The 25,671-nt window shown below is 68.8% G+C and carries 36 protein-coding genes and 1 pseudogene; 18 read left to right on the top strand and 19 right to left on the bottom strand.

Annotated elements, in window-relative coordinates; genetic code table 11:
* The first annotated feature begins 1 nt into the window (after position 1).
* The 4 genes from fabG to ung all read left to right on the top strand — a co-directional run bounded on the left by fabG (position 2) and on the right by ung (position 4,123).
* Entirely contained in the window at positions 2–763 is a 762-nt protein-coding gene (gene fabG / locus ACGFSB_RS36020; RefSeq protein ID WP_393408404.1) for a 3-oxoacyl-ACP reductase FabG, read from the top strand.
* A gap of 37 nt (positions 764–800) precedes the next feature.
* Positions 801–1,556 carry an SDR family oxidoreductase gene (locus tag ACGFSB_RS36025; RefSeq protein WP_393408407.1) on the top strand — a complete coding sequence of 252 codons (756 nt, stop codon included), beginning with the start codon at positions 801–803 and terminating at the stop codon, positions 1,554–1,556.
* A 188-nt stretch (positions 1,557–1,744) separates the two neighbouring features.
* Positions 1,745–3,328, top strand: a complete 1,584-nt coding sequence (locus ACGFSB_RS36030) for an ABC transporter substrate-binding protein (RefSeq protein WP_393408597.1) — start codon at positions 1,745–1,747, stop codon at positions 3,326–3,328.
* A gap of 111 nt (positions 3,329–3,439) precedes the next feature.
* Positions 3,440–4,123 carry a uracil-DNA glycosylase gene (gene ung, locus ACGFSB_RS36035; protein ID WP_393408409.1) on the top strand — a complete coding sequence of 228 codons (684 nt, stop codon included), beginning with the start codon at positions 3,440–3,442 and terminating at the stop codon, positions 4,121–4,123.
* 2 nt (positions 4,124–4,125) lie between these two features.
* Here ung and ACGFSB_RS36040 read toward each other — a convergent pair whose 3' ends face one another.
* Positions 4,126–4,563 (bottom strand): DUF3224 domain-containing protein, encoded by a 438-nt coding sequence (locus ACGFSB_RS36040; protein WP_393408410.1) that lies wholly within the window; start codon positions 4,561–4,563, stop codon positions 4,126–4,128.
* A gap of 96 nt (positions 4,564–4,659) precedes the next feature.
* On the opposite strand from ACGFSB_RS36040, the gene ACGFSB_RS36045 reads away from it, so the two are divergent.
* Complete coding sequence (locus tag ACGFSB_RS36045; RefSeq protein WP_393408413.1) at positions 4,660–5,637, top strand: helix-turn-helix transcriptional regulator; 978 nt, start codon at positions 4,660–4,662, stop codon at positions 5,635–5,637.
* Between the two features lie 97 nt (positions 5,638–5,734).
* Complete coding sequence (locus ACGFSB_RS36050) at positions 5,735–6,223, top strand: hypothetical protein (protein ID WP_393408415.1); 489 nt, start codon at positions 5,735–5,737, stop codon at positions 6,221–6,223.
* A 22-nt stretch (positions 6,224–6,245) separates the two neighbouring features.
* Here the strand turns inward: ACGFSB_RS36050 and ACGFSB_RS36055 are convergent, their stop codons facing one another.
* Both ACGFSB_RS36055 and ACGFSB_RS36060 read right to left on the bottom strand, forming a co-directional pair.
* Positions 6,246–6,707, bottom strand: a complete 462-nt coding sequence (locus tag ACGFSB_RS36055) for a hypothetical protein (RefSeq protein ID WP_393408417.1) — start codon at positions 6,705–6,707, stop codon at positions 6,246–6,248.
* A 176-nt stretch (positions 6,708–6,883) separates the two neighbouring features.
* Positions 6,884–7,477: a TetR/AcrR family transcriptional regulator gene (locus ACGFSB_RS36060; protein WP_393408420.1), complete on the bottom strand. Its 594-nt coding sequence runs from the start codon at positions 7,475–7,477 to the stop codon at positions 6,884–6,886.
* Between the two features lie 107 nt (positions 7,478–7,584).
* Here ACGFSB_RS36060 and ACGFSB_RS36065 point away from each other — a divergent pair, with 107 nt between their 5' ends.
* Positions 7,585–8,823 carry an FAD-dependent monooxygenase gene (locus ACGFSB_RS36065; protein WP_393408422.1) on the top strand — a complete coding sequence of 413 codons (1,239 nt, stop codon included), beginning with the start codon at positions 7,585–7,587 and terminating at the stop codon, positions 8,821–8,823.
* A 39-nt stretch (positions 8,824–8,862) separates the two neighbouring features.
* Positions 8,863–9,768 (top strand): Gfo/Idh/MocA family protein, encoded by a 906-nt coding sequence (locus ACGFSB_RS36070; RefSeq protein ID WP_393408600.1) that lies wholly within the window; start codon positions 8,863–8,865, stop codon positions 9,766–9,768.
* On the opposite strand, the gene lnt is transcribed toward ACGFSB_RS36070, so the two are convergent.
* From lnt to ACGFSB_RS36085, 3 genes are all read right to left on the bottom strand, one after another.
* On the bottom strand, positions 9,692–11,374 hold the full coding sequence (gene lnt / locus ACGFSB_RS36075; protein WP_393408425.1) for an apolipoprotein N-acyltransferase: 1,683 nt from the start codon (positions 11,372–11,374) through the stop codon (positions 9,692–9,694). The genes ACGFSB_RS36070 and lnt overlap by 77 nt on opposite strands.
* Before the next feature lie 172 nt (positions 11,375–11,546).
* Positions 11,547–12,038: a nuclear transport factor 2 family protein gene (locus tag ACGFSB_RS36080; protein ID WP_393408428.1), complete on the bottom strand. Its 492-nt coding sequence runs from the start codon at positions 12,036–12,038 to the stop codon at positions 11,547–11,549.
* A gap of 82 nt (positions 12,039–12,120) precedes the next feature.
* Entirely contained in the window at positions 12,121–12,258 is a 138-nt protein-coding gene (locus tag ACGFSB_RS36085; protein WP_393408431.1) for a hypothetical protein, read from the bottom strand.
* Positions 12,259–12,565: 307 nt separating this feature from the next.
* Here ACGFSB_RS36085 and ACGFSB_RS36090 point away from each other — a divergent pair, with 307 nt between their 5' ends.
* Positions 12,566–13,366, top strand: a complete 801-nt coding sequence (locus ACGFSB_RS36090) for a hypothetical protein (protein ID WP_393408433.1) — start codon at positions 12,566–12,568, stop codon at positions 13,364–13,366.
* Between the two features lie 32 nt (positions 13,367–13,398).
* Here the strand turns inward: ACGFSB_RS36090 and ACGFSB_RS36095 are convergent, their stop codons facing one another.
* The 3 genes and pseudogenes from ACGFSB_RS36095 to ACGFSB_RS36105 form a co-directional block, all read right to left on the bottom strand.
* Positions 13,399–13,713, bottom strand: a complete 315-nt coding sequence (locus tag ACGFSB_RS36095) for a DUF6401 family natural product biosynthesis protein (RefSeq protein WP_393408436.1) — start codon at positions 13,711–13,713, stop codon at positions 13,399–13,401.
* A gap of 85 nt (positions 13,714–13,798) precedes the next feature.
* Positions 13,799–13,939, bottom strand: a pseudogene (locus tag ACGFSB_RS36100) (undecaprenyl-diphosphatase); the annotation flags it as partial.
* Positions 13,933–14,691, bottom strand: coding sequence for a hypothetical protein (locus ACGFSB_RS36105; RefSeq protein ID WP_393408438.1), 759 nt, complete (start codon positions 14,689–14,691; stop codon positions 13,933–13,935). The pseudogene ACGFSB_RS36100 and the gene ACGFSB_RS36105, both read right to left, overlap by 7 nt.
* A 74-nt stretch (positions 14,692–14,765) precedes the next feature.
* Here ACGFSB_RS36105 and ACGFSB_RS36110 point away from each other — a divergent pair, with 74 nt between their 5' ends.
* Positions 14,766–15,341 (top strand): hypothetical protein, encoded by a 576-nt coding sequence (locus tag ACGFSB_RS36110; protein WP_393408441.1) that lies wholly within the window; start codon positions 14,766–14,768, stop codon positions 15,339–15,341.
* A gap of 53 nt (positions 15,342–15,394) precedes the next feature.
* On the opposite strand, the gene ACGFSB_RS36115 is transcribed toward ACGFSB_RS36110, so the two are convergent.
* Together ACGFSB_RS36115 and ACGFSB_RS36120 are read right to left on the bottom strand one after the other, a co-directional pair.
* Positions 15,395–15,589, bottom strand: coding sequence for a hypothetical protein (locus ACGFSB_RS36115; protein WP_393408444.1), 195 nt, complete (start codon positions 15,587–15,589; stop codon positions 15,395–15,397).
* A 154-nt stretch (positions 15,590–15,743) separates the two neighbouring features.
* Positions 15,744–16,199 (bottom strand): hypothetical protein, encoded by a 456-nt coding sequence (locus ACGFSB_RS36120; protein WP_393408447.1) that lies wholly within the window; start codon positions 16,197–16,199, stop codon positions 15,744–15,746.
* A gap of 185 nt (positions 16,200–16,384) precedes the next feature.
* Here ACGFSB_RS36120 and ACGFSB_RS36125 point away from each other — a divergent pair, with 185 nt between their 5' ends.
* From ACGFSB_RS36125 to ACGFSB_RS36135, 3 genes are all read left to right on the top strand, one after another.
* On the top strand, positions 16,385–16,828 hold the full coding sequence (locus ACGFSB_RS36125; RefSeq protein WP_393408450.1) for a helix-turn-helix domain-containing protein: 444 nt from the start codon (positions 16,385–16,387) through the stop codon (positions 16,826–16,828).
* Positions 16,825–17,040: a hypothetical protein gene (locus ACGFSB_RS36130; protein ID WP_393408452.1), complete on the top strand. Its 216-nt coding sequence runs from the start codon at positions 16,825–16,827 to the stop codon at positions 17,038–17,040. Before ACGFSB_RS36125 ends, ACGFSB_RS36130 begins: the two co-directional genes overlap by 4 nt.
* A 256-nt stretch (positions 17,041–17,296) precedes the next feature.
* Positions 17,297–17,644 (top strand): hypothetical protein, encoded by a 348-nt coding sequence (locus tag ACGFSB_RS36135; protein ID WP_393408455.1) that lies wholly within the window; start codon positions 17,297–17,299, stop codon positions 17,642–17,644.
* Positions 17,645–18,017: 373 nt separating this feature from the next.
* Here ACGFSB_RS36135 and ACGFSB_RS36140 read toward each other — a convergent pair whose 3' ends face one another.
* The 6 genes from ACGFSB_RS36140 to ACGFSB_RS36165 all read right to left on the bottom strand — a co-directional run bounded on the left by ACGFSB_RS36140 (position 18,018) and on the right by ACGFSB_RS36165 (position 20,449).
* The gene (locus ACGFSB_RS36140) at positions 18,018–18,368 is read right to left on the bottom strand and encodes a hypothetical protein (RefSeq protein WP_393408457.1); all 351 of its coding nucleotides are present in this window, start codon (positions 18,366–18,368) and stop codon (positions 18,018–18,020) included.
* 174 nt (positions 18,369–18,542) lie between these two features.
* A complete protein-coding gene (locus ACGFSB_RS36145) occupies positions 18,543–18,719 on the bottom strand; it encodes a hypothetical protein (protein ID WP_393408460.1) in 177 nt (58 codons plus the stop codon).
* Positions 18,720–18,849: 130 nt separating this feature from the next.
* Positions 18,850–19,317 carry an excalibur calcium-binding domain-containing protein gene (locus ACGFSB_RS36150; protein WP_393408461.1) on the bottom strand — a complete coding sequence of 156 codons (468 nt, stop codon included), beginning with the start codon at positions 19,315–19,317 and terminating at the stop codon, positions 18,850–18,852.
* Positions 19,318–19,349: 32 nt separating this feature from the next.
* The gene (locus ACGFSB_RS36155) at positions 19,350–19,553 is read right to left on the bottom strand and encodes a hypothetical protein (protein WP_393408612.1); all 204 of its coding nucleotides are present in this window, start codon (positions 19,551–19,553) and stop codon (positions 19,350–19,352) included.
* Positions 19,554–19,652: 99 nt separating this feature from the next.
* On the bottom strand, positions 19,653–19,892 hold the full coding sequence (locus ACGFSB_RS36160; protein WP_393408463.1) for a hypothetical protein: 240 nt from the start codon (positions 19,890–19,892) through the stop codon (positions 19,653–19,655).
* Positions 19,893–19,903: 11 nt separating this feature from the next.
* The gene (locus tag ACGFSB_RS36165; protein ID WP_393408465.1) at positions 19,904–20,449 is read right to left on the bottom strand and encodes a flavoprotein; all 546 of its coding nucleotides are present in this window, start codon (positions 20,447–20,449) and stop codon (positions 19,904–19,906) included.
* Positions 20,450–20,581: 132 nt separating this feature from the next.
* Here ACGFSB_RS36165 and ACGFSB_RS36170 point away from each other — a divergent pair, with 132 nt between their 5' ends.
* From ACGFSB_RS36170 to ACGFSB_RS36190, 5 genes are all read left to right on the top strand, one after another.
* Positions 20,582–21,760, top strand: coding sequence for a transcriptional regulator (locus tag ACGFSB_RS36170; protein ID WP_393408603.1), 1,179 nt, complete (start codon positions 20,582–20,584; stop codon positions 21,758–21,760).
* A gap of 92 nt (positions 21,761–21,852) precedes the next feature.
* The gene (locus ACGFSB_RS36175) at positions 21,853–22,335 is read left to right on the top strand and encodes a hypothetical protein (protein WP_393408467.1); all 483 of its coding nucleotides are present in this window, start codon (positions 21,853–21,855) and stop codon (positions 22,333–22,335) included.
* Complete coding sequence (locus tag ACGFSB_RS36180) at positions 22,332–22,532, top strand: hypothetical protein (protein WP_393408469.1); 201 nt, start codon at positions 22,332–22,334, stop codon at positions 22,530–22,532. The genes ACGFSB_RS36175 and ACGFSB_RS36180 overlap by 4 nt, the downstream gene beginning before the upstream one ends.
* Before the next feature lie 81 nt (positions 22,533–22,613).
* Positions 22,614–23,081 carry a hypothetical protein gene (locus ACGFSB_RS36185; RefSeq protein ID WP_393408471.1) on the top strand — a complete coding sequence of 156 codons (468 nt, stop codon included), beginning with the start codon at positions 22,614–22,616 and terminating at the stop codon, positions 23,079–23,081.
* A 70-nt stretch (positions 23,082–23,151) separates the two neighbouring features.
* The gene (locus ACGFSB_RS36190; RefSeq protein WP_393408473.1) at positions 23,152–23,826 is read left to right on the top strand and encodes a class I SAM-dependent methyltransferase; all 675 of its coding nucleotides are present in this window, start codon (positions 23,152–23,154) and stop codon (positions 23,824–23,826) included.
* Here the strand turns inward: ACGFSB_RS36190 and ACGFSB_RS36195 are convergent.
* Together ACGFSB_RS36195 and ACGFSB_RS36200 are read right to left on the bottom strand one after the other, a co-directional pair.
* Positions 23,823–24,053: a helix-turn-helix transcriptional regulator gene (locus ACGFSB_RS36195; RefSeq protein ID WP_393408476.1), complete on the bottom strand. Its 231-nt coding sequence runs from the start codon at positions 24,051–24,053 to the stop codon at positions 23,823–23,825. The two genes, ACGFSB_RS36190 and ACGFSB_RS36195, sit on opposite strands and share 4 nt — an antisense overlap.
* Positions 24,054–24,684: 631 nt before the next feature.
* The gene (locus ACGFSB_RS36200) at positions 24,685–25,560 is read right to left on the bottom strand and encodes an undecaprenyl-diphosphate phosphatase (protein ID WP_393408479.1); all 876 of its coding nucleotides are present in this window, start codon (positions 25,558–25,560) and stop codon (positions 24,685–24,687) included.
* Positions 25,561–25,671: the final 111 nt, after the last annotated feature.

Below are 25,671 nucleotides of genomic sequence, written 5' to 3' on the forward strand. Positions count from 1 at the left end.
CATGTCCACCACTGAGCAGCGCGTCGCGGTCGTGACCGGAGCAGCGCGAGGCATCGGCGCGGCGACCGCCGTGCGTCTGGCCGCCGAAGGCCGTGCCGTCGCGGTGATCGACCTCGACGAGGCCGCCTGCAAGGACACCGTCACGCAGATCACCGCTGCCGGTGGCAAGGCGATCGCGGTCGGCTGCGACGTGTCCGACGAGGCTCAGGTCGAGGCGGCCATCGCCCGGATCGCCGATGAGCTCGGCGCGCCCACGATTCTCGTGAACAACGCCGGTGTGCTCCGCGACAACCTCCTCTTCAAGATGAGCGCGAACGACTGGGACATGGTCATGAACGTGCACCTGCGCGGTGCGTTCCTGATGTCCCGCGCGATCCAGAAGCACATGGTGGACGCCAAGTTCGGCCGGATCGTGAACCTCTCCTCGTCCTCCGCGCTCGGCAACCGCGGCCAGGTGAACTACGCGGCGGCCAAGGCCGGCCTCCAGGGCTTCACCAAGACCCTCGCCAAGGAGCTCGGCAAGTTCGGCGTCACCGCCAACTCCGTCGCCCCCGGCTTCATCGTCACCGAGATGACCAAGTCCACCGCCGACCGTGTGGGCATGGGCTTCGAGGACTTCCAGGCCGCCGCGGCCACGCAGATCCCGGTACAGCGCGTCGGCCGCCCCGATGACATCGCCAACGCCATCGCCTTCTTCACGGGCGACGCCGCGGGCTTCGTCTCGGGCCAGGTCATGTACGTGGCCGGCGGGCCGCTCAACTAGTTCTGGCCCGGTAGTTCTGTTCCGGAGGGATGCGGAGATGACAGTGCAGGACAGCGGAAAGGCAGCGCTCATCACGGGCGCGAGCCGCGGGATCGGCTACGGCATCGCGGAGGCGCTCGTCGCCCGCGGTGACCGCGTGTGCATCACAGGACGCAATGAGGACGCGCTCAAGGAGGCCGTCGAGAAGCTCGGCGCCGACCGCGTCATCGGCGTCGCGGGCAAGGCCCACGACGAGGCCCACCAGGCGGTCGCCGTCGAGCGCGCCATGGAGGCCTTCGGGCGGGTCGACTTCTTGATCAACAACGCCGGTACGAACCCGGTGTTCGGGCCGATGGCGGACCTCGACCTCAATGTGGCGCGCAAGGTCTTCGAGACCAACGTGATCTCGGCGCTCGGCTTCGCCCAGCAGACCTGGAAGGCCTGGCAGAGCGAGAACGGCGGCGCGATCGTGAACATCGCCTCCGTCGCGGGCGTCTCCCCCTCGCCGTTCATCGGCGCGTACGGGATGAGCAAGGCCGCGATGGTCAACCTCACCCTGCAGCTGGCGCACGAGTTCGCGCCGAAGGTACGGGTCAACTCGATCGCGCCCGCCGTGGTCAAGACCAAGTTCGCCCAGGCGCTGTACGAGGGCCGTGAGGAGGAGGCCGCCGCCGCGTACCCCCTTGGGCGGCTCGGTGTGCCCGAGGACATCGGGGGCGCCGCCGCGTTCCTCACGTCCGGCCAGTCCGACTGGATCACGGGGCAGACACTCGTGGTCGATGGCGGCATCTTCCTCAATGCGGGCGTCAGCTGACGAAGGCCGCACAATCACCAGGTACGCCCCTCAAAAGGGACGTACACGCGCATCAAGTGCCCTGTCGGCGCCGCAAGTTGGCCCGGCGGGGCATTGCGATATTGTCTGCCGACCCATGGCATGGCCGATCGAGGAGCGTGCGCGTGTTCAGTGAAGTTCGCCTGGTGGCGGCGGCGGGTCTCCGTGGCCTGGCCGGGCAGTCCCGCCGGGGCCTGCGGCCGGCCGCGGCGCTGGTGTCCGTATCCCTGCTCACGGGGTGTGGAGTGATCTCCTCGGACGAGTCCGACGAGGAGCAGCAGATCACCGTCGGCACGATGAGTGCTCCGAGCACCCTCGACCCGGCGGCTGCCTGGGACAGCTCCTGGGAGCTGTACAGAAACGTCTTCCAGACGCTCCTTAGCTTCCCCACGGGGGCGGCCGAGCCCGAGCCCGACGCGGCTCAGTCCTGCAAGTTCACCGACGAGAGCAACATGGTGTTCACCTGTGAGCTGCGCGAGGGGCAGAAGTTCTCCGACGGCCACGAGCTCGACGCGAAGGCGGTCAAGTACACCTTCGACCGTATGCGCCGCATCGATGTGAAGGGCGGGCCGACGGGTCTGCTCGGATCGCTCAAGTCGATCGACACGGAAGGTGACCGAACGGTCACGTTCCGTCTCAAGAAGCCGGACGCGACCTTCCCGTTCGTGCTCTCGACACCCGCCATGTCGATCGTCGACCCCAGTGAGTACCCGGCCGACAAGCTCCGCGAAGGCGACTCGATCGCGGGCTCGGGGCCGTACGCCCTGAAGTCGTACAAGCCCGGTGAGCGGGCCGAGCTGGTCAAGAACGGCAACTACAAGGGTTCGGCGGACCGGAAGAACGACGCCGTGACGATCCGCTACTTCAAGAAGTCGTCGGCCATGGTCGATGCCCTGAGGGACAAGCAGATCGACGTGACCTTCCGTGGTCTCGCGTCGAAGGACATCGTCGAGATGCAGGGCAAGCACCAGACCGACGGCATCCAGCTCGTCGAGGGCGCGGGCACCGAGATCCGCTACCTGGTGTTCAACCCAGATGACCCCTGGGCCAGGAAGAAGGCGGTCCGCCGGGCCTTCGCCCAGGTCATCGACCGCGGGGCCATCGCCCACAAGATCTATCAGGACACTGTCGAGCCGCTGTACTCGATGGTTCCCCAGGGTCTCACCGGGCATGGCACGGGCTTCTTCGACGACTACGGAGACCCCAGCAAGGCCAAGGCCGCGAACATCCTTAATGAAGCGGGCATCCACGAGCCCGTGCCGCTCACCCTCTGGTACACGACCGACCGCTACGGCTCCGCGACCGCCGGGGAGTTCGCCGAGATCAAGAAGCAGCTCGAGGCGTCGGGCCTCTTCAAGATCACGCTCAAGAGCCGCCCCTGGACCGAGTTCGACGCGGGCACCAAGAAGGGCGAATACCCGGTCTTCGGCCGTGGCTGGTTCCCCGACTTCCCTGACGCGGAGAACTTCATCGCGCCGTTCGTCGGCGAGAAGAACGTGCTCAACACGCCGTATCCGTCAAAGGAGATCACCGACGAGGTGCTGCCGCGCTCGCGCCGTGAGGCCGACCGGGGCGCGCTGACGGACGATTTCGAGCGGGCCCAGCAGCTGCTCGTCGACGACGCGCGGCTGCTGCCGCTCTGGCAGGGCAAGCAGTACATCATGGCGAGCGAGGAGATCGCGGGCGGCGAACGCGCCCTGGACCCCTCGGCGATCATGATGATGTGGGAACTGCAGCGCAAGACCAGCTGGTAGCGGGACAGCGGGACAGCGGGAGCCCGCGGGCAGCGGGGGGTTCGGGCCGATTGTCAGTGGTCGCCGGTAGGTTCTGTGGTGAGAAGTGACCGCACACCGGAGGTTGTTGACGTGACCGACATCGCCATGCTGCCCGCGTCCTGGCGCGGAGTCCTCGGCGAGGAGCTGCAGAAGCCCTACTTCAAGGAGCTCACCGAGTTCGTCGAAGAGGAGCGGGAGAAGGGCCCCGTCTACCCTCCGCGTGACGAGGTGTTCGCCGCCCTCGACGCGACTCCGTACGACCGGGTCAAGGTGCTCGTCCTCGGTCAGGATCCGTACCACGGCGAGGGGCAGGGGCACGGCCTCTGTTTCTCGGTGCGGCCCGGTGTGAAGACCCCGCCCTCGCTGCGGAACATCTACAAGGAGATGAAGGAAGAGCTCGGCCACCCTGTCCCGGACAACGGCTATCTGATGCCGTGGGCCCAGCAGGGCGTCCTGCTCCTGAACGCGGTGCTCACGGTCCGCGCGGGCGAGGCCAACTCCCACAAGGGCAAGGGCTGGGAGAAGTTCACGGACGCGGTGATCCGCGCGGTGGCCGACCGCCCCGACCCCGCCGTCTTCGTCCTGTGGGGCAACTACGCCCAGAAGAAGCTCCCGCTCATCGACGAGGAGCGGCACGTGGTCGTGAAGGGCGCGCACCCCTCGCCGCTCTCCGCGAAGAAGTTCTTCGGCTCGCACCCCTTCACACAGATCGACGAGGCGGTGGCGGCGCAGGGGCACGAGCCGATCGACTGGCGCGTCCCCGACCTCGGCTGAGCTCAGCCGATGGCGTACGCGATGGTGTACGGCACAGTGGTCTCGCCGTGCCGTGCGGTGAACGCGCCGGTGCCGCCGAGGCCCGTCAACTCGCCCGCTCCCGAACCGGGTTGCACGGTGAGGGCGCAGGTGATCGTGCCGTCGGCGCCGAAGGAGCCGCGCTGCTCCAGGACGAATGAGCCCCTGCGGCCGTCGAGGGTCCCGTCGATGAACTCGTAGCCGACGAAGGCTCCGGTGGTCTCGTCGATGTACGCGAGCGTGTACTCGCAGGAGGTGCCGGTGGCCTCGATGGCGCCGGTGAAGTCGTTCGTGACGGCGGCGTGCGCGATGCGGGCGCCGCCGTCCGCCCCCGCGACGGGCTTCTCGTCCCAGTGGGAGAAGGTGAAGGTGCCGGTCGCGGTGACGGTGTCCGTGCTGGTGCCTGTGGTGTTCGTGGTCATGTGTCGCCCTTCTCGGATGGCTCTGCGGTGGCTGCTGAGAAGAGCTTCACACCGGTACCTGACACCTTCTGTCAGGTACCGGTGCAGACTTGCTCCATGCGTGCCGACCGGCTTCTCGCCCTCCTCCTGCTGCTCCAGAACCGCGGGCGCATGACCGCGCCCGAACTCGCCGGGGAACTCGAGGTCTCCGTACGGACCGTGTACCGCGACGCGGAGGCCCTCGCCGCTTCCGGGGTGCCCGTGTACGCCGAGCGTGGACCGGTGGGCGGCTTCCGGCTCATGGACGGCTACCGCACCCGCCTGACCGGTCTCACGGACGACGAGGCCGACTCCCTCGCCCTGGCGGGGATGCCGGCGGCCGCGGCCGACCTCGGCCTGGGTGCCGAACTGGTCACCGCCCAGCTCAAGTTGGGGGCAGCAATGCCCGCCGGGCTCGGTGAGCGGTCCCGGCGGATCCAGGAGCGCTTCCACCTGGACGCGGAGGGCTGGTTCCGCGCGGCCGATCCCGCGCCGCTGCTCCCGGTCGTGGCGGACGCGGTCTGGCGGCAGCGCGTGCTGCGGGCCCACTACCGGCGCTGGGGCGGTGAGGTACGGCGCGAACTGCACGCTTTGGGCCTCGTGCTCAAGGCGGGCAACTGGTATCTGGTGGCGGCGGCCGAAGGGGCCGGCTCCGTAGGCACCGTACGCACGTATCGGGTCTCGCGGTTCCTGGAGGTGGAGGCGACCGACGAGCCCGCCGCGCGCCCCGCCGGGTTCGACCTGGCTGCCTACTGGGCCGAGGCCTCCCGTGATCTGCAGGCACGTGTGCTGCGGGGCACAGCGCGCGTGCGGCTCACCCCGGCGGGGCTTCGGCTGCTGCCCGCGCTGTTCGGGGCGGCGGGGGCGCGGGCCGTGGAGGCGGCCCAGGCGCCTGACGGAGACGGCCGACGGGTGGTCGACCTGGAGGTGGAGACGCTGCCCGTCGCCGTGAGCGACCTGCTCAGGCTCGGCCTCGAAGCCGAGGTGCTCGGCCCGCCCGAACTCCGCGCCGAGCTGGTGGCGACGGTCACCGGCCTGGCCCAGCGGTATGCGTGAGCGCCCCGCCCCTGATCGCGCCTGACGGTGATTGTCAGTGGGTGCGGCTAGCGTCGTGATCGGTTTGCACGATGGGCGTACGAATGTGGAGGACCCGGTGGCGGAGCAGCAGGAGCAGGCGGCGGAAGACGCCATGATGACCCGGATCGGGCAGGCGGTCATGCTGCACCACGGGGGCGACCGGGAGGAGGCGCAGGGCCGCTTCCTCGGTCTGTGGTCGGAGATCGGGGAGGAGGGCGACCCACTGCACCGCTGCACACTCGCGCACTACATGGCGGACACGCAGGAGGACGCGACGGACGAACTGGCCTGGGACCTGCGGGCGTTGTCGGCGGCCGACGAGCTCACGGACGAGCGCCTGCACGCACACCACGACTCCATCGCCGTACGAGGCTTCTACCCCTCCCTCCACCTCAACCTCGCAGCGGACTACGCCAAGCTGGGCCGCCCCGAAGCGGCGCGCAACCACATCCGGCGGGCGCGGGGCGTGGTCGGTGCGCTGGGGGACGACGGGTACGGGGACGGGATCCGGGCGGCCATCGGCAGGCTGGAGCTGCAGCTGGGGGAGGGGAGCGAGGTGGAGTAGGAAGGCGTTGCGGCGTGGGCGGTCAACGCCCGTAGGTGTCCTGGCAGATGGCGGACTCGGGGCTGTCCGGATGCCAGCCGCCGTACTGCTTGCCGAGGGCGCAGATGTCCGCGTTCGTGGGCACGCCGGTGGGGACGGCGGGCGGGTCGAGGGCCTCGGGGCGGCGGCCGTGGCGGTGCGGGGGCGGGCCGGGGCGTTCGCGCTGCTCGGGGCGGGCGCTGCGGGGTGATCCGGCGGGGGCGGCCGTGGCGGTGCCGGTGGCGCGGGGGGTCGGGCTCCGGGGCGGTCCGATGAGCTCCAGTGCCTCGTGGGCGGGGGCCTCCACGACGTGTGGACGTGTGCTGCCGTCCGGGCGTGGCGCCGGGGGCGGTGCACTCGCGGCGGACGGGCCTGGCGCGGGATGCCGCTCGACGCTCATACATCCGGAGACGGCGGTGACCGCCAGGGAGACCAGGAGCGTGGCGGCGGTCGTGGTGCGATGCATTCGCGCAACTCTGGGGTGCGGGGAGTGCGTTCGGTGAGCGAAAGGGGGGAAGTTGGCCCGCACGGGTGATGGGGCGCGTCCGCCGGGTTGGTGGCTCCGGACCCCGTGGCCGTGGCGGGGCTGAGTCCCTTGCCCGGCAGCCTGACTCGCCCAGCAGTCTGGCTCGCCCGGCAGCCTCACTCGCCCAGCATCCCCCGCAGCAGCTCCCGGAAGCCGGAGCGCAGATCTTCCTCTGTGGGCACGGTCGAGTGGTACGAGCCCGCCACGCACGAGAACATCAGGCCGTCACACCATGCCACCAGGGCGAGCGTGTGCCGCTCGGGGTCCGGTGAACCCGCGGCCCGCAGCATGGCCGTCAGCGGCTTCCTGAACTGCGCGCCCGCCGCGTCGTAGTAGGCCCGCAGCTCCGGCCTGCGGGTCGCCTCCAGGGCCAGCTCGTAGCGGGAGACGAGCAACTGGCGGTGGTCGCCGGTGAGGTAGCGGTGCAGGGCCAGGGCGAGGGACGCGATGAACGGCTCGCGGTCGCCCGTGGGGTCGAGCAGTTCACCCGGGGCGAGCACCGCGGCCTCCCGTTCCGCCTGCCTGCGGACCACCGCTTCCAGGAGCGCGAGCCGGGTGCGCGCGTAGTTCGACGTCGAGCCCTGCGGGAGCCCCGCCGCCTCGTCCACGGCCCGGTGCGTGAGCCCGCGCATACCGCGCTCGGTGAGCAGGGCGAGGGCTGTGTCGGCGATCAGTTCGGTGCGGGGAGACCCCGTGCTGCGTACGGACATGGAGTGCACCCTACCGCCGATCACTACAGGTGTAGTACGGTCGGCGCGTCGAGCACTACGGGTGTAGTCCCGGTAGTAATGCCGATATCGGTATTCGAGGAGGAGTCATGGCACAGCCTCAGCGCACCAGGGAGGGCCACAAGCCGTACGCCGTCGTCATCGGCGGCGGTATCGGAGGCCTCACCGCCGCCATCGCCCTGCACCAGTCGGGCTGGCGCGTCACGGTCCTGGAGCGGGCCGCCACCCTGGAGCCCGTCGGTTCCGGCATCGGGCTCGCGCCCAACTCCCAGCGAGCCCTGGACGTCCTGGGCCTCGGCGACCGGGTCCGCGAGTTCGCTGCCTGGGAAGGCGACGGCGGGATGCGCGCGCAGAACGGACGCTGGCTCGTCCGGCTGAGCGCATCGGCGGCCACGGCGGAATTCGGCGGCTCCGTCGTGCTCGTGCACCGCGCGACCCTGGTCGACCTGCTCGCCTCCGCGCTGCCGGCCGAAGCCCTGCGCACCGGGGTGTGGGCCGAGCTCGTCGATCCGGGAGCGGCCGACCGGAAGGCCGTCGTCAGGACCGACGACGGGGACATCGAGGCGGACATCGAGGCGGACCTCGTGGTCGGTGCCGACGGCATCAACTCGGCCGTGCGCTCGGCCCTTTTCCCCGGGCACCCGCAGCCGACGTACACCGGATTCACCGCCTGGCGCCTCATCGTCCCTGCCCCCGACCGCCCCTTCGAACCGCACGAGACCTGGGGGCGTGGCGGTGTCTGGGGCACCCATCCGCTCAAGGACGGCAGGATCTACGCGTACGCCACCGCCACCGTCCCCGAAGGCGGCCACAGCCCCGACGGCGAGAAGGCCGAGCTCGTGCGCCGCTTCGCCGACTGGCACGACCCGATCCCCGAGATCATCGCCTCCGCACGCCCCGAGGACATCCTGCGCAACGACGTGCGCCACATGAGCACCCCCCTCACGCGGTACCACCGGGGCCGGGTCGCCCTCATCGGCGACGCCGCGCACGCCATGGCGCCCACCCTGGCCCAGGGCGGCAACCAGGCGATCGAGGACGGCGTCGTCCTGGCCCACCACGTGGCCCCCGGCGGCGACCTCGCCGCGGGCCTCGCGGGCTACAGCGCGGTGCGGGTGCCGCGCACCACGGCCATCGTCCGGCAGGCGGCGCGCGCCGCCCGCCTGAACCACCTGGCGAGCGCCCCGCTCATCGCCGTACGCAACAGGCTCATCGCCGGGGCGGCGCGCCTCGGCCCCAACCTGATCCTGCGCGGCTTCGCCTCGATCGCCGACTGGCGCCCGCCGCAGCAGCCGTATGCTGCGGGAACAGAACTCGCACAGCGGTAAGACAGCGTTGAGCAGCGGCAGAGGAGACAGGGGACAGTGGTGAAGGTCGGCTGTATCGGACTTGGTGACATCGCACAGAAGGCGTACCTGCCTGTGCTCACCACCCTGCCGGGGGTCGAGCTGCACCTGCAGACGCGCACGCCCGCGACCCTCGCCCGCATCGCGGGCGTCCACCACATCCCCGAAGAGCGCTGCCACACGGACCTGGACGCGCTCCTCGCCCAGGGCATCGACGCCGCCTTCGTGCACGCGTCGACCTCCGCCCACCCGGAGATCGTGACGCGGCTGCTCGAAGCCGGTGTGGCCACCTATGTGGACAAGCCCCTCGCGTACGAACTCGCCGACTCCGATCGGCTCGTGCGCCTCGCCGAGGAGCGTGCGACGAGCCTCGCCGTCGGCTTCAACCGCCGTTTCGCGCCGGGCTACGCGCAGTGCGCCGAGCACCCGCGCGAGCTGATCCTGATGCAGAAGAACCGCGTCGGGCTGCCCGAGGACGCGCGCACGCTCGTCCTCGACGACTTCATCCACGTCGTGGACACGCTGCGATTCCTGGCGCCGGGGCCCATAGAGCTCGTCGGCGTGCGCGCCCGCGTCCAGGACGGGCTCCTGGAGCACATCGTGCTGCAGCTCGCCGGGGACGGGTTCACCGCGATCGGCATGATGAACCGGATGAGCGGATCCACCGAGGAGATCCTCGAGGTCTCCGGACAGGACACCAAGCGGCAGGTGCTCAACCTCGCCGAGATCATCGACCACAAGGGCCAGCCCAGCGTGCGGCGGCGCGGCGACTGGGTGCCGGTGGCCCGCCAGCGCGGCATCGAGCAGGTGGTGCTCGCCTTCCTCGACGCCGTCCGCGCGGGCAAGGTGCTCAGTGCCAGGGATGCGCTTGCGACCCATGAGCTGTGCGAGCGTGTGGTCCTTGCGGCTCAGGAGCAGGCCGCCTGAACCGTCCCTTCGCGGGCCCTCGCAGCGAACGTACGCCCTCTGCCGCGCACAGCACCGCGAGCACGGCGAGGGCCGCGTGCACGGGCCAGTCGCCCAGCCTGACGTACGGTGTGACGCCCTTCGCGAGCGGAATGTCGTACGTCGCCGTGGTGCTCGCCGATGTGCCGAGCGGGGCGCCGACCCGCTCGCCGTCCGCGCCGTACACGGCGGAGACGCCCGTGAGCGTGGCGTGCACCATGGGGCGGCCGGTCTCGGCGGCCCGCAGCGCGGCGAGCGAGGCGTGCTGCTCGGGCGCCCAGCTGGACTGGAACGACGACGTGGACGACTGCGCGAGCAGCAACTGGGCACCCTCGTTCGTCAGATGACGGCTCATGTCGGGGAACGCCGATTCGAAGCACACCAGAGGCCCGACCTTCAGGCCGTCCCCGACGTCCATCACCACGGGACGCTCACCGCGCCTGCGGTCCTCGCCCGCCGCCTTGCCCACGGACGTCGCCCAGCCGAGGAGCGAGCGCGCGGGGACGTACTCGCCGAAGGGCACGAGGCGCATCTTGTCGTAGCGGTCACCGGTCGGGCCGTTTGGGCCCACGAGGACGGAGCTCTTGAAGATGCCTTGCTGGTCGGAGCGGCGCGCGTCCACGTTCACCAGGATGTCGGCACCGACCTCCTGGGAAAGGACGGCTATCCGCCGCGCGACGTCGGGGCGCTCCGCGAGGTCGTAGCCGACGCTGCTCTCGCCCCAGACGACGAGGTCGAGATCCCGGCCCGCCAGGTCACGGGTCAGCGCCTCCTCGCGCGCGAACCGCTTGTCGGCGCTGCCTGATCCGTCGATGACGCCGGGCTGGACGACGGCGACGCGTATCTTGCCCGCGGGTTCGGGGTGCGGCGCCCAGGCCCAGGCCGATGTCGTCACGGTGGCCACGGCCACGAGTCCCGCGGCGGCCGGGATGGTCCTTGCGGCGGCCGATCGTGACGTCCCCGGTGTCCGCGCGGCCCAGGCCACGACGAGCACCGCGACGCAGGTGTTGACGGTGACGACCAGGGCGCTGATCAGCCACACCCCGCCCACCGACGCGAGGCGCAGGGCGGGCCCCACCTCCCACTGGCTGGAGCCGAGCAGCCCCCAGGGGCCGCCCAACCCCTCCCAGGACCTGGCCAGTTCGACCATCAGCCAGCCGGACGGCAGCACGACGAGCGCGGCGGCCGTCCGCCAGGGTGACGCGACCCCGCCCAGGAGGTGCCGCACGAGCCAGCCCCACGGCGCCCAGAGCAGGCCGAGCAGCGCGGCGATGAGGAGCGTGAAGACATGCAGGCTCGGCAGCAGCCAGTGGTGCACGGCCACCATGAACCCGAGGCCGCCGAGCCATCCGTCGATCGCGGCCCTGCGGCCGGTGGGTGCCGAGCGCGCGAGCAGGATCCAGGGCACGAGCGCGACATAGGCGAACCACCACAGCGACGGGGCGGGGAAGGCGAGCGCGGGCAGGGCACCGAGGACGACGGCGAGGACACCACGCCACCGGGCCGAGGCGAGCAGCCCCGCCGCGGTGTCCGCCGAGAGCCGTGGCCGTGTCCGCCACCGTTCCCGGCCGTCGCTGAGTGACTCCATGCAGCGCCTCCCTCGGCCCCCGACGCCCGGTAGTGCCCTCCAGTGTGCGCGCCCCGGACGATCTAGAACAGTGGGCCTTGCCTTCCGGGACCGGCACTTCAGGATCGGCGCTTCAGGACCGGCACTTCAGGATCGGCGACTCGGGACAGGCGTACCCACCCCTTCAGCTCCCTCAGGCTTCCCGGGGCTTGCTCAGGCTGCGCCACTTCTCCCGCACGGTCACCTGGCGCAGCCGCCACCCATCGTGTGTGCGGAGCGCCGTGAAGGCGTAGCGGCCGCCGAAGATGAAGTCCGGGGCGGTCGATTCCGTGCCGCCGTCACTGTCTCCCTGGCGCGGTGTGTAGCGCATCGGGTTCACGTAGTCGGCCTGGACGTGCGCGGTGTCGCCGATGTCCTGGTCGAGCGTTCCGAAGCGCAGCTTCCTGTTGACGATCAGGTGCTGGCGCATCGGGAAGAGCTCCATCGTCCCGGCCAGCCAGCGGGCCACCTCGGGGGCGCTCGCGTCGATGCCGCCCGCCGAGCTGTAGTCGGCGCGCCCGTCCGGGGTGAACAATTGCTGGTAGGCGTTCCAGTCACCGTCGTCGACGGTCACCGCGTACTCGGTGATGAGGGAGTCGATGGCCAACCGGTCCATCACGGCGGCGAGTTCCACGCGCTGCGTCATCGGCTCAGTGTTGGGCACCGGGGGTGCCCAGCCAAGAGGCGTGCAGGAACGGTGTGAACGAACACTCTGGCCGGGCCGTCAACTAGGCCGCCTTCACGACCTCTTGGCGCACGGCGGCAGCCCATTCCGTCACCAACTGTTCGTACTCCCGGCGCTGTTCGACCGAGAGGCGGCCACCGGTGCGCAGCCACAGGCCGCGGATCCGCTCGTTCAATTCCACGGAGGACCGTACGGAAGGCCGCACGGAACCAGGGGAGTGAGGGCTTAAGGGCATGAGTCAAGCGTAGGGGATAGGTACGACAATCGGAACTGTCCGCTACTGGGCAGATCCTCCAAGTGATGGGCGGCACAGCCGCCGCGGAGCCGACTCGCGGCTCCCCGCCCCGTCACCCGTACGGCTCATCCCCGCACGGTCCGGCCCCTGGACCCCTGATATCCAGGGAGAACGACGCGCCTGAAGCCGCGTGCAGTGGGGGTTCACCGCCCAGACGCCCCGGCGTCCGGGCTCACCGAGTGGAGGACCACTCATGTCCCAGTACCTCAGCTTGTCAGTGGACTTCACCCAAGGGCTGAACGACGCCTGGTCGAAGGTCGCCCAGTTCGTGCCGAAGCTGATCGGCTTCCTGGTCGTCATGGCCATCGGCTGGTTCGTGTCCAAGCTGATCGCCAAGGTCCTCGACCGGGTCCTGCGCAAGGTCGGCTCCGAGAAGCTCGCCCAACGGGCGGGCGCGGACCGGATGCTGGCGAACTCCAAGTACGACTTGACGGCGATCGTCTGCAAGGTCGTGTATTACGCCCTGCTCCTGATCACCCTCCAGCTCGGCTTCGGCGTCTTCGGCAGCAATCCGGTCTCCAACATGCTCGACGGCATCGTCTCCTGGATTCCGCGCGCCGTCGTCGCCATCGTTCTGGCGGTCGTCGCCATGGCGGTGGCCAACGTCGTACGCGACATCGTCACCAGTGCCCTGTCCTCGATGTCGTACGGGAAGACCGTCGGCACGATCGTCTGGGCCTGCATCGTCGCCCTCGGTGTGATCGCGGCCCTGGGTCAGGCGGGCATCGCCACGTCGGTCACCCAGCCCGTCCTGTACGCGGCGCTCGCGGCCGGTGCCGGAATCCTGATCGTCGGCGTGGGCGGTGGGCTCATCGGCCCGATGCGGCAGCGCTGGGAGCGGTGGCTGGACACCGCGGAGCAGGAGACGGCCAAGGCTCGTAGCAGCGTCAGCGCCTACCAGGCGGGTCGTGAGGACGCGATGACCAACCAGCCGGCGCAGGAGCGCGAGGGCACCGGTATGCGGGACGTGCGCGATATGCGCGACGACATCTGACCGGGTCGGGTCTCAGGACACCTCAGGGCGTCTCACGACCCGGAGGACTCCGGTACGAGGTCGTGCCGCCTCACCAGCCAGGAGATGGCGGTGAGGCGGCACACCGCGTAGTCATGGCCGACCGGCTCCCGCCAGCCGTTCTCGGTCAGCGCGTCGAGGAACCCCAGGGCGTAGTCGGCGAGGATCTCCGGGTCCGGCGCCGGCGGCACGAGCCCGGCCCCACGCATCTCGAGCCGATCACGCAGCTCCGCGACATGCTGGTCCACGGCGGCCGTGAACCCGGGTTCGAAGGCGAACTCGGCGAAGCGCGGGGTGTACGAGGCGCTGATGCGGGCGAGGGGCGACATTCCCTCACGGTAGGCCGACCAAACCCCCTTGAAGAGGGTCTTTTGTCATGCCATTGGTCACAGGCGCCCGGGTCGCGGCGGCGCCTCAGCCCGCGGACTCACCCGCGTGCGGGCTGAGCGCGCCCGCGCCCACGAGGATGAACAGGACGATGCCGAGCAGGATCCGGTAGTACACGAACGGCATGAAGCTCTTGGTCGTAACGAACTTCATGAACCAGATCAGGACGCCTGAGCTTTACCGGCCTTGACCTGCAATTTCACCCACCCTGCAAGATCCACAGGGAGAGGGCTGGGAGAACGGGGCTCCCAATCGACTGGGAGAGCCGCCATGAAGCGCAGCCACCGAGCCTGGAGCGTATCCATCATCAGCCGCTCCATCGGCACTGTCACGTTCGCGTAGAGCCCCTCGACGCCAGCGACCTCGTGCCCCATCCGCGATTCCACAGCGATACGGATCCGTACGTCCTCGTCGATCCACTCCTTGTGACCATGACGCAGCAGGTACAGACGCTTTCCCACCCAGTTCTTCACCGGTTCCCAGCCCGGCAGCACCCGCCACGACCCACCCCGGCCGCCGCCCTTCCTCCGTGGTGTCCGCGGCTTCTGCCCGTCGGCGATCTTCCGCCAGTAGTAGTACGTGAAATTGGCCTTGGCGAGTTCGCCGCCATTAACTGACGGAAACACCCACTCCCACTCGGATTCGTGGCTGCCGAGCAGCATCTCGAGCAGCTCCGCCAGGAAGTCCGGGACAACGAGCGTGCGGTGGGAGTCGTACTTCGGCGGCAGCAGCGACAGCACGCTGTCCTTCCACTGGTGCTGGTACTCCACCCGGATCGCGGGCATCGGGTCCGCGCCCGCGTACCGCTCCACGTCCTCCTCGTACCGCTCCTCCTCGTCCGGGTCGACGCGAGGATCGGCGGTCGGCCAGTTCGGGTGGCAGTACTCGTGGCGTAGCGAGTACAGCTCGGCCGGACGCATCCCGGTGAACGCATCGTGAGGACGAAGACGTAGCCGGGGAAGCCCCAGAACGTGAGGGCGTTGCACGCGAGTTGATGCACGTCCTCGATGCGCATGTCGCGCTTGCGTTCCTTCTTCTTCTTGACGTACTTCCCGCGCCGACGCTTCTTCTGGACGGGGGAGGCCTGGCGCATGCCGTCCTCGACCGCGTCGTCCATCATCATCGAGAAGACGCCGAGGATCTCGCGCCCGTAGCCTTCACCGATGTTCGGCTGCTCGTCGACCCACATCTTCCAGGCCCGGTACGCCGAGGCCTTGATGTCGCCGACTGCGATGTCTCCCCAGCGGGGCTCGACGTACAGGCGGATCATCGACCGGATGGCCTTCTTGCGAAGGTGCCCAACGTCTTGAGTGTCAGGCCACGTTCGGCAGTAGTCCCGCATGAGGACCGCGCCGTCGCGCTTAGAGATGTACCGGTCGTTGCGGATGTCCGACTCGCGGTCCAGGCCGTATTCGATGGCCGCGTCGCGGCTGTCGAAGCCGCCCTGACTGTCGAAGATCCAGCGACCGGCTTCGTTCTTCTTGCCGGTGTTCCACCGGACTCGCCACTTGTTGCCGCGCTGCTCGGCGTAAGGCACCCGTCGCCCCCCCGGATGATCGTTCGCACGTAGAGCGGATGCGCCGGCAAGCACCCCTACCGCCGGCTTCCGCGTACTGACTGTTTCTACTTTGCCCGACCGATTGGGCAGCCGAAGCACTTTCCACAGTCGATGCCCTGACCGCGCATCAGCCTCTTTACCCGATCTCTAAGTGCCGCATCGGTAAAGGCTGCTGGTGACAGGACGCAAACAATCTCGCCGCTCACCTCAAGCACATGGCCTATAAAGCCCGGCTTGTCGTACGTGATGACCGTCGCCATTAGGTCCCCCTTGTCTCGCTTTCAGAGAACCCCCCAGGTGGATGGCCAGCCTCGCATGGGAAAGATGGCCAGGGCAGGGGTCGTTGACCGTTCACGTGGCTCCGGAGGGTCACGATCCGGTAACGGGAAATGGTTGTACGACGATCAGAAGTAATCACTCGTCGGTAGGAACGATGCCCTGCCTGCGAAGGTATTCCATTACCCCTGCATTCATGGCCTCAACTTGACTGAGAGTGAGCTCGGGGGCCGTCACGGAAGCCGATTTCGTAATCGCCTGCGGCATTGCTTCGGCGAGGCGCTTTGGGTCGATGAAGTCGCGGATCTGCGCGCCCTCGATCAGCTCGGCGCCGTTCTCCAGCGTGATGGAGTCTGCCCCGCCCAGGATGGCTTTGCAGGAGCCGGGTCGGAAGCCGAAGCCGATCTCGATCTTCACGTATGTGGTGTCGCTGACGGTGTGTCCGTCCTCGATCTTGCGGTACGTCATGACCGCGATGTCGCACGCCTTGGCGGCGGCTTCTTTGCTGCGCAGGCCGAGCGCTACGCGCCGCTGCGTCACGAGTGCAGCGAGTTTGCGCAGGTGACGAGTGGTGTCGTCGCGGGGGGTCGGCATGCGCACCACTATGCCAGCGACCGCCAGAGACCGCTAGAAACATCCGTCTCCTTGACCTGAAAGTAGACGTCGCGTAGGCGCGAGCCCCTGGAACCGCTACTTTCCACTAGAGGAAAATCGATGAAACTAGATGTTACTTATGAGTACCTCTAGAAACATCTAGCGGCGCCCTCTACGGTCTTGCCATGGAAGACAGACCCCCAACCACCTTCCAGGTGGACGGGGCGGCAATCCGCACACGCCGCAACGACCTCGGCATGACCCAGGCCATGTGCGCCAACGCCGCCTCCATCTCGCGCAGCTACCTCGCCGAGATCGAAGCCGGACACCGCTGGCGCATGCGGCCCCCCGCCTACGCGGGACTACGCACCGCCCTCCAGATCCAGGTCGACGACGCGCTCGCTGACCGCCTGCGTGCCGTGGCCCCGGCTTCGGTCGTGTCGCTTCCGGCGCAGTGCCGCGAGGGTGGTGCCGTACGTGCGGCCCGCCGCCAGTCGTGGGACGACGAGGACGCCCGCGCCCTCGTCCGCGCCGAACTGTCCGCCGCGTGCTGCGAACGCTGGTGGACGTCGGCAGGCGCCGCCCACGAGGACACCTGCCGGACGAACGATCACCGGAGCGCAGCGTGACCGGCGAGCACACGCCCACACCCGGCGTCACCTGGGACACCGAGCTCGTCCACCTCGGCGAAGTCGTCGTCGACATCGACCGCTGCGAGAACCCGTTCGGCTGGTCCGAACCCGACACCACCGGGCCCGACATGAACCAGCCGCTCCCACCCCGCCCGAACCGCGAGACACGGCGCGCCCTCGCGCGCGCAGCACGGAGGAACACGAAGTGACAGTCACCCGCTACCGCAAGAAGCCCATCGAGACCGAAGCCATTCAGTTCACCGGCGACAACATCCAAGAGATCTGGGACGCATTCGGCACAAACGGGATCTACGGCCCCACCGAGAAGAACCCGGACTACCTGATCCTCACCACGGTCCACGGCGACGACGCACCGGCGCGACTCGGCGACTGGGTCATCCCTGACGGGAAGCCTGGCACGTTCTACCCCGCTGCAAGCCGGACATCTTCGCCGCGACCTATGAGGTGCCGGAGTCGGGCCCGGCAGCGACCAAGCCCGCTGAGTCCCCGCTCCGTCAGCAGCTCCGCGCCGCCATCGAACCCACCCTCGACGAGCACCCCGAGCACAACACGATCGACCAGCACGAGTGCGTCGTCACCGAGATCATCAGCGGCGTTCTCGGCGTGGTCCTCCCGCACGGCAAGTTCCTCGGCGACCAACTCCGCCAGGCCGAGGCTGAGGTGCAGCGCGTCATCGCCCTGTACGAGCAGTGGGTGAAGGCCGGTTCGCCGCCGCTCGGCACGAGCCTGTCCCGCTGGTGGGATGCCCGGCTCGTCGAACTCCACGACGCGATCCGCCCGCCCGCCACCTGACCCGGAAGACCCCATGGACCAGAACCAGCGCCGCGCCCGGCAGATCGCCATGCGGGAGGGCAAGCCCCTCCCACCCGTCCGTACCCCCGCCGAAGGCGCCGAGGAGAGCAACATCAACCGCCTCACCGAAGAGCGTGACGGCGCGTACCGCGAGCGCGCCCACCTCGTCGCCATGACCGACGGCGCCGTCATCGCCCACGACCGGCAGCCCTACCCCACCGCGTGGTCGTACGAGCAGGCCTGCGCGGCACTGCGCACACAGACGCCGCACCGCGGCGGCTTCGCCCTGTCGCGCGTCGTCCAGGACGGCCCACTGGCACGCACGGGCGGGGCCCGGTGGACTTCGACCGCCCGCCGGGCTGCCCGGGACGGCTCAGCCCGGCGCACGCACGACCATGTAGGACGCCACGTGCGGGAAGGTGTCCGTCTCGTTCCTCCACACCAGGTTGGGGTCCCACAAGCTACCGGGGCAGTTGGGCTCCGCGTAGACCTGGACGGCAGCCATGTAGAGGGCGTTGGTGATGGTCGTGTTTCCGGCGGGCTGGACCTCGTAGCAGGCGAAGTTGACTTCCGTACGCTCTTCCTGGCCGCCGGGCCAGGTGATGAACAGCGTCCCGGCGACTTCGCCGGCGTGGGCTGGCGGGGAGGACATGGTCAGGGTGCAGGCAGCCAGGACGGCCGCGAAGAAGGTGCGGGCTTTCGCCCGGCGGGTCCGCAGGAGCATCGGCACTCCAGTCCTTCAGGCTCGATGTACCGCACGACGCGGGACTGAATCAGCGTTTCATTTACCCCGAGTGACTGCAAGATGTCAGAAAGTAGCCGAATCTATGGACCCGTCGCATCACCCCCCAAAACCCGCAGAGTCCGGGGTTCGAGTAGGAACGAGCCAGGAAACCGATCAGCCGACCCGGCCGCAGTCGAGGACGACGAGCAGACCGCCGATCGCCGCATAGACCACCCACACCCGGCCGCGGAGTACCGCATCGACGGCCGACATCCGGCCAGCCCCGCCCTCGCGCGCGTCCGCGATGCCGTCAATCAGTGTGAGCGTCTCCTCGTGCACGTCATCCGGCATCGACCACAGCGCCTCGTCGGCTTCACTCGCAAGCCACCCTGCGCATAACGCCCCCTTGTGATCCACAGGAGCGCCACGGTAGAGCGCACCGCAGGGGGAACGAGTGTGCCTGTGGATAACCGCAGCGCCGTCATCCTCCGGAGTACGGCTCACACGCCACCCCATCGCCATCGCGGTCAAGGTCCAAGCTGTACCCCGGCTCACCTGCGTGAAGCGGGGCAGCGCCCGCAGCCCGTGCCTCGTCGCAGTTCGCGTAGTAGACGTCCTGCGGTGTGCTCGACTCAGATGTCGGCTCCGGGGTGTCGTCCTCCACGCCTTCGGAGGCGTCTGCCGATTCTGTGGCGGTCTCCGTGACCGTCGGTTCGGTAGCTTCCTCGGTCTGTGTCTCGGTCACAGTCGGGCCCGGCTCGGTCACGGTGACGGTGGGTGCAGGCTCCGGGCTATCGGAGTTCTTGCTGGTCGCCACGCTCACAAGGGCCACAAGGAGCAGTCCAACGACGGCCCACAGCCACAATGGACCGGGCGGCCGACGTCGGGGCCTCGACGAACCCGGTGGCCGAGGCGGGTGTGCGCCCCACCTGTGTACGTCGTCGTCCATCGCCGCCTCCAGGCACAAGGGGCCCGCTGGCCCTACGCGGCCTCGTAGTGGTGTGCCCGGCCGCCGCGCCACTTCACCCACGCCGGATCGTCGAGCAGCCCCTCCGCGTCCGGCAGACCGGCACGGCGCAGGAACTCGACCACGTCGCGGTCGGAGTGCGCGAGGCCGAGGATCTGCCCGCGCACGACCACCCGTCGGCCGCCCATTCCGAGCGGCGGGTGAACGACTATCGGCACCCCGTCCGGTCAGGAGTGGACCGCCCGGATCAGGCGAACACTCCACTCACCGGTCGCCTAAACCAATACAAGTAGGCAGCCGCAGCGCCCCGCAGGCTGCTACTCGACCGGGTCCTCGTCGGCGTGCCGTACGGCCTTCTTCGCCGCCATCTCAACCTCATGGCGGGGCTGGCCGGTCTCCTTCGCGTGCACGGTGACCGCTCCTTGGAATGCTTCCGCAGCCTCGGCCCAGCGGCGCCACTGTGCTGCGTACTCCTCGTCGTCGAGGCCTGCGAGTCCGGCTCGTGCTTCCTCGGCGATACGTTCCAGCTTGATCAGTTCATCGGTGATGTCAGCCACGGACCTTTTCGTCATGCCCCGTCGACCAGGCGACGAGCCGCAGCCAGCGCGGCCCCCCACGGATATGCCTTCGGCTTCCCCGAGCCTGCCGGGTTCGGCGTGAACCCGCCTTGCCCGTACAGCACCGTGACACCCTGCTCTCGCAGCTCGGCGACGCTGCGGTCGAGCTGCCGGTGTTGCGCGTACGCGGCGTTCACGCACGGCATCGCGACCGTGGGGATGCCCTTGCCGATGCCCTCGGAGACGACGCCCACGACGAACACGGACGTCAGCCCGAGCGCCCACGAGTTGAGCGAGTTGAACGTGGCCGGGGCGAAGAGGATGACGTCCGCTTTGGGCCACGCGTCCGGCTCGCCAGGGAGCTTGTACTCGCTGCGCACCGCGTGCCCGGTCAGCTCGGCCAGGTCATCGAGGCTGTCGTCGAGCCATCGCGCTGCGCTCGGCGTCAACCCGAGGCAGACGTCCCACCCGTCGGCCTGCGCTGTCTCGATCACTTCGGCCACCTGCGTGACGGGGGGCGCGGCCGAGCCGAACAGGTACAGGGTGCGTGAGGTCATAGCGCCATCCGACCCTGCGCGGCTGGCCACACGCAACTGCCCCCGATCCAGGTGGATCGGGGGCAGAAGCCGGTCCAGCGCCATCGAGCGCGGGTACCGTTCCAAGTGGTGAGCCAGGAACGGAGTTCCAGTATGCCCAGAGACGACCACACAGGGGCCCGGATCGCGCACCAGCGGAAAATCGCTGGGCTGACGCAGCAGGGCCTATCCATGAAGATCCCGTACTCGTACAGCATGCTCCACCAGGTCGAGGGTGGGCATAAGGCAGCGAGTCCGGATCTTGTGTCGGCTGTCGCACGGGCGCTGCATATCGACGTCACCGCCTTGACAGGACAGCCGTACATGACCGAGCTCCAACAGGATCGCCTCGCCGAGCTGATCCGGCCCATCCGTGAGTCCCTCGATTTGTACGACCTCGGAGCCGATCCCGATGTCGCCACTCGCGAGACGTCTCAACTCGTCGAAGCTGCAGCGACGCTGTGCGAGCAGGTGCGCGCGACACAGCTGAACACGGCCGCGCGAGCGCTCCCGCGCCTGGTCGCCGAGCTGACGACCGCGGCGTACCGCGCACCGTCGGCTGAGCTGTGGGCTGCGCTCGGCTCCACCTACCGCACCGCCCACGACGTCACGGTCAAGCTCGGGTTCTTCGACCTCTCGACCATCGCGCTGGACAGGATGGAGTGGGCCGCTCAGCGGGCATCCGATCCGGTCCTCTCCGCCGTGCGCCAGTACATGCGCGGCCTCGTCTACCACCGCGAGGGCGAGCACACGATCGGCCTGCGCCTGGTGAATGCCGGCCACCAAATCCTGTCTCAGGGCGAGGACACCCGCGAGTCTCTCGCGGTGGCCGGACAGTTGCATCTCGGCGCGACGGTCATTGCCGCACGGGCGCAGGACGAGAGCATGGTGGAGACCCACCTACGCGAGGCGAAGCGCCTTGCTAAGGAGGTTGGCGAAGCACGTGAGGTGCACTGGTTGTCGTTCGGGCCTACGAACTGGGCAGCGCACCAACTGTCTGCGCTGACAGAGATGGGCAAGTACGGGAAGGCTGTGGAGAAGGCGAAGAAGCTGCGTATGCCCGACTCTTGGCCCACGTCACGGCGCGCCCACGTGTGGATCGACCGGGGGCGCTCGGAGATGGAGACCGGCCGCAGCGATGCGGCGCTCACGTCCATCCGAAAGGCACGCGAGCTGGCACCTCAGCAGACCCGATACCACCCCGGAGCACGGGCCACGATCGAGGAGCTCGCGCACCAGCAACGTCGTATTCCCGAGTCCTTGGGCCACATGACCTCGTGGTTTGGTCTGTGACACCAGCTGTCACTGAAGAGTGACAGTTAGCGCCCCTGCACGTCATCACCCTGGTCTCACAGGCTGATCGATGATGACGGCAGGGGCAGACGGTGAATGGGCAGAAGAGAGAAAGAGCCGCTGAGTGGCTGGCCAGGGCGCAGCAACAGCCCCAGTACGCCTGGAATGCGTGGTCCCGCACGGGCGTCGCCGTGCTCCCGCTCGGCCCGCGGTTCGTCACGTCTCGCCTGTCCGAGAAGCTCGTCTATGCCGCAGTCGGGAGTAGCGCCCCCGGTGAGGTCGCCGTCGGCCTGGAGCGGCTCCTCAACGGCCCTGTCATCTTCGACGGCCGGAGGATGGGCGGCACCTACTACCCGCTGATGAGCCCGCTCGGCGAGGCAGTGTGGGAGCACCAGGACGTCGCGCCGCTCCTGGCGGAGGGCACGTACCTCGGAGTGCCCCGCCTCGACCGGCGGGAGCCACCAGGCACGTTCTGGGTCGTTCCACCGCGCACCGTTGGCGACGTGTGCGAGCCCGACGCCGTGCGCGCCTTGATCGCTCTCGCCTGCACCGCTACCCGGGAGACAGAGCAGTGAAGGCCGACGCCCCGGCCGAGGCCGCCTCCAAGGCGCAGGCCGCCTATCAGGTGCAGCTTGCGCATCTGGACGCCTGCCCGCAGTGCCGCCGCGAGGCGCCGTGTGAAGAGGGCCGCCGGATCCGCCGGGCCCTGCAAGCGGCTCGCGCCGCGGCCGCCGCCCCCATGAACTCCCGCCGTAGCAACGGCGGGTTGTAGGACCCCTCGCCCCGAGCTGCGCTCTGCCTCGCGCTCATCACCTCGGGGCGAGGGACGCACCATCCATCCACAGGAGGAAGAGTGAACACAGCGCTTGAACGTCCTGTAGTCCTACCGCTGGACGACCTCGCACCCAAGGACGTCCGTACCCGTCTCGCCCGCTACATCGTGCGGGAGCACCCCGAGTTCAGCCTCGCCATCGCTGAGCGCATGGTCGTTGCGGCCGCCGAATTCCAGGCAGCCAGCGCCGCCAACCCCGGCACCGTCATGGCCCCAAGCAAGCTGGTCGATCACGGCTGGCACGCCTGGATCATGCACACCCGCGACCGCGACGCCCTCATGACGCGGATCGGCGCGGACGTGCCCCACGTACCGGACCTGCCCGGCAACGAGCCTGGCGACCGCACCGCAGCCCGCCGCACCACACTCAATGCAATCGAAGCGGCGGGCTACCCCATCGACCAGGAGCTGTGGGCGAGCCCGTCCGCCGAATGCTCCCAATGCCACGCCGGATGCACGGACAGCCCCAACGGCGGTAAGGGCAAGTAGCACCCCAACCCTGGAAGACTCCAGCCGTCCGGCAGCAGTGCCGGACGGCTGGCACACGAGCGGAGCCACCGTGACTGACATCGCCACCGCCTGGAATCAGTACTCGGGCCAGCGTCCTGAGCGCCGGCCGACGAACGCCCGCGGCGAGACCACGTGGTTCAACTGGACTCAGTACCCGGACCACGGGCCCGGTGTCGAAGTGCTCGGTCTGCAACCAGGTAGCCGCGTCCTGGATCTCGGTTGTGGCAAGGGCGGCAACATCGCGCATCTGGCCACGCTCGGGATGACCGCCGTGGGTGTCGATGTGAGCCCCGTCCAGCTGCGTGCAGCTCGGGGACGGTGGGGCGCAGTGCCCGGCCTGTCGCTGGAGCGCGCGGACGCGGTGACCTACCTGTCGCAGAACGCTAAGGGATTCGACGCGGCGTACTCCGTGTACGGAGCCGCCTGGTTCACCAACCCTGACGACCTGATCCCGCTGGTGTTCAAGGCGCTCCGCCCGGGGGGCGTGCTGGCGTTCTCCCAGCGCCCGCCGGTGGAAGGCTGCTACGACTGCCAGGCGTCCTACATCCCACGCGGTGATGACGAGGACCCTCTCGTGGTCCGGCGGTGGGACTACCCCGAGGACGAGTGGAGGCGCCGCCTCCTCGACTACGGGTTCACGACGGTGCAGGCCCGCACCGTGGAGGCCCCGGCCGGGCGGCGACGCACCGGGACACTCATGGTGCGCGCTGAACGCGCTGGCTAGACGAGGTCGCGGAGTGGCACGTCGAGGGCGTCGGCGATCAGGAGCAGGTCTGTGAGGGTCGGCACGCTGGTGGCGTGCTCGTACCGGTGGATCGTCTTGTGGTCGCGGCCGATGCGCTCGCCGAGCTGCACCTGTGAGAGGCCAGCGTAGGTGCGTGCTTCGCGGATGCGTGCCCCGATGGCGCGGCGGCGGTGGGGTACCCAGGAGGGCATCGGGTCGAGGGGCACCCGCCAACGTTTGAACGATCTTGATCGTAAGTCTTTACCTGGCTGGGTAAATCTTGCGATCTTGGATACTCGGCCTGATGGCCCGCTGGTGGGGCTCTGCGGATAACTGAACAACGTGTAACGAGAACGCCCCCCGTGTGAACGGAATGCAGGCATGTGCCATGTGCACACACTCGCGGCATGTGAGGCTGCTGAGGTCAAGTGCATGCGGGGGGCCTAGAAGCCCGGCGTGAGCCCGGTCCCCGCTCTCGTCGCATGGTCGTCCGCCCGTCGTGAGCACCCCCTCGTCGGCGGGTGGACGGCCTCTGCGCACTTCCGATCGATTGTGCTAAAACCTGCTCGATCGTGTGACATGGCTGACCGTGACGCGTTCATGGCACCAGGCGTTGATCAGTGTGGCCAGGGTGGGGGAGAGGCCCCACCCCCCAGGTGGCGCCCCCACCCTGGTCCTTCAGTGGCTACACAGCGACGGCCCCCGCGGAGTGGATCCGCAGGGGCCGTCGTCGTGCCGTCGAGGGAGAGAGTGGGAGACAAGTGGGAGTTGATCAGGGGGAGAGCCCTCGATTTCCAGCCATTACCCTCTAGTTTCATCTAGGTAAAGCTAGGGGAACCTAGATGTCCAGGGCCCCGCCTACCCGGCTGATTCGCCCGCGTGGGGACTCAGTGCACCCATCCCGACCAGCACAAACAGCACGATGCCGAGCAGGATCCGGTAGTACACGAACGGCATGAAGCTCTTGGTCGTAATGAACTTCATGAACCACGCGATTACGGCATATCCGACAATGAACGCGATGATCGTCGCGAAGATCGTCGGGCCCCAGGACACATGCCCGCCCTCACCCGCGTCCTTCAGCTCGAAGGCGCCGGACGCGAGGACGGCCGGGATGGCGAGGAGGAAGGAGTAGCGTGCGGCGGCCTCGCGGGTGTAGCCCATGAGCAGGCCGCCGCTGATCGTGGCGCCGGAGCGGGAGACGCCGGGGATCAGGGCCATCGCCTGGCAGATGCCGAAGATCAGGCCGTCCCGGACGCCCAGTTCCTTCAGGCCCTTGCGTTCCTTGATGGCGCGGTGCTTGCCGCCGGTCTCGTCGCGGGCCGCGAGGCGGTCGGCGATGCCGAGGACGACGCCCATCACGATCAGGGTCGTGGCGATGAGGCGCAGATCGCGGAACGGGCCCTCGATCTGGTCCTTGAACGTGACGCCGAGCACGCCGATCGGGATCGAGCCGACGATGACGAGCCAGCCCATCTGTGCGTCGTGGTCCGAGCGTGGCACCTTGCCGAAGAGGGAGCCGAACCAGGCGGAGATGATCCTCGCGATGTCCTTGCGGAAGTAGATCAGCACGGCTGCCTCGGTGCCGATCTGGGTGATCGCGGTGAACGCGGCTCCAGGATCGTGCCAGCCCGCGAACGCCGCGGTCAGCCTCAGATGCGCGCTGGACGAGATCGGGAGGAACTCGGTCAGTCCCTGGACGAGCCCGAGAATGAAGGATTCAAGCCAAGACATGGAAACTGCGCCGTCCAACTACGGATCATGGGCTGCGGGTGTGTGCGTGCGGTTGTGTGAAGGGGCACGGAGGGTGTGAAAGCGAGGGGTGATCACTCCCTTGCCGTGGGC

The organism is Streptomyces sp. NPDC048441 (genome assembly GCF_043200235.1).
Taxonomy (GTDB): Bacteria; Actinomycetota; Actinomycetes; order Streptomycetales; family Streptomycetaceae; genus Streptomyces.

What these genes read in the sequence shown, in the direction of transcription:
- fabG (WP_393408404.1), top strand. Translation starts at nt 2, where the DNA reads ATGTCCACCACTGAGCAGCGCGTCGCGGTCGTGACCGGAGCAGCGCGA.
- ACGFSB_RS36025 (WP_393408407.1), top strand. Translation starts at nt 801, where the DNA reads ATGACAGTGCAGGACAGCGGAAAGGCAGCGCTCATCACGGGCGCGAGC.
- ACGFSB_RS36040 (WP_393408410.1), bottom strand. Translation starts at nt 4,563, where the DNA reads ATGACCACGAACACCACAGGCACCAGCACGGACACCGTCACCGCGACC.
- ACGFSB_RS36045 (WP_393408413.1), top strand. Translation starts at nt 4,660, where the DNA reads ATGCGTGCCGACCGGCTTCTCGCCCTCCTCCTGCTGCTCCAGAACCGC.
- ACGFSB_RS36055 (WP_393408417.1), bottom strand. Translation starts at nt 6,707, where the DNA reads ATGCATCGCACCACGACCGCCGCCACGCTCCTGGTCTCCCTGGCGGTC.
- ACGFSB_RS36060 (WP_393408420.1), bottom strand. Translation starts at nt 7,477, where the DNA reads ATGTCCGTACGCAGCACGGGGTCTCCCCGCACCGAACTGATCGCCGAC.
- ACGFSB_RS36065 (WP_393408422.1), top strand. Translation starts at nt 7,585, where the DNA reads ATGGCACAGCCTCAGCGCACCAGGGAGGGCCACAAGCCGTACGCCGTC.
- lnt (WP_393408425.1), bottom strand. Translation starts at nt 11,374, where the DNA reads ATGGAGTCACTCAGCGACGGCCGGGAACGGTGGCGGACACGGCCACGG.
- ACGFSB_RS36080 (WP_393408428.1), bottom strand. Translation starts at nt 12,038, where the DNA reads ATGACGCAGCGCGTGGAACTCGCCGCCGTGATGGACCGGTTGGCCATC.
- ACGFSB_RS36090 (WP_393408433.1), top strand. Translation starts at nt 12,566, where the DNA reads ATGTCCCAGTACCTCAGCTTGTCAGTGGACTTCACCCAAGGGCTGAAC.
- ACGFSB_RS36095 (WP_393408436.1), bottom strand. Translation starts at nt 13,713, where the DNA reads ATGTCGCCCCTCGCCCGCATCAGCGCCTCGTACACCCCGCGCTTCGCC.
- ACGFSB_RS36105 (WP_393408438.1), bottom strand. Translation starts at nt 14,691, where the DNA reads ATGCGTCCGGCCGAGCTGTACTCGCTACGCCACGAGTACTGCCACCCG.
- ACGFSB_RS36110 (WP_393408441.1), top strand. Translation starts at nt 14,766, where the DNA reads ATGCACGTCCTCGATGCGCATGTCGCGCTTGCGTTCCTTCTTCTTCTT.
- ACGFSB_RS36115 (WP_393408444.1), bottom strand. Translation starts at nt 15,589, where the DNA reads ATGGCGACGGTCATCACGTACGACAAGCCGGGCTTTATAGGCCATGTG.
- ACGFSB_RS36120 (WP_393408447.1), bottom strand. Translation starts at nt 16,199, where the DNA reads ATGCCGACCCCCCGCGACGACACCACTCGTCACCTGCGCAAACTCGCT.
- ACGFSB_RS36125 (WP_393408450.1), top strand. Translation starts at nt 16,385, where the DNA reads ATGGAAGACAGACCCCCAACCACCTTCCAGGTGGACGGGGCGGCAATC.
- ACGFSB_RS36140 (WP_393408457.1), bottom strand. Translation starts at nt 18,368, where the DNA reads ATGCTCCTGCGGACCCGCCGGGCGAAAGCCCGCACCTTCTTCGCGGCC.
- ACGFSB_RS36145 (WP_393408460.1), bottom strand. Translation starts at nt 18,719, where the DNA reads ATGCCGGATGACGTGCACGAGGAGACGCTCACACTGATTGACGGCATC.
- ACGFSB_RS36150 (WP_393408461.1), bottom strand. Translation starts at nt 19,317, where the DNA reads ATGGACGACGACGTACACAGGTGGGGCGCACACCCGCCTCGGCCACCG.
- ACGFSB_RS36165 (WP_393408465.1), bottom strand. Translation starts at nt 20,449, where the DNA reads ATGACCTCACGCACCCTGTACCTGTTCGGCTCGGCCGCGCCCCCCGTC.
- ACGFSB_RS36170 (WP_393408603.1), top strand. Translation starts at nt 20,582, where the DNA reads ATGCCCAGAGACGACCACACAGGGGCCCGGATCGCGCACCAGCGGAAA.
- ACGFSB_RS36200 (WP_393408479.1), bottom strand. Translation starts at nt 25,560, where the DNA reads ATGTCTTGGCTTGAATCCTTCATTCTCGGGCTCGTCCAGGGACTGACC.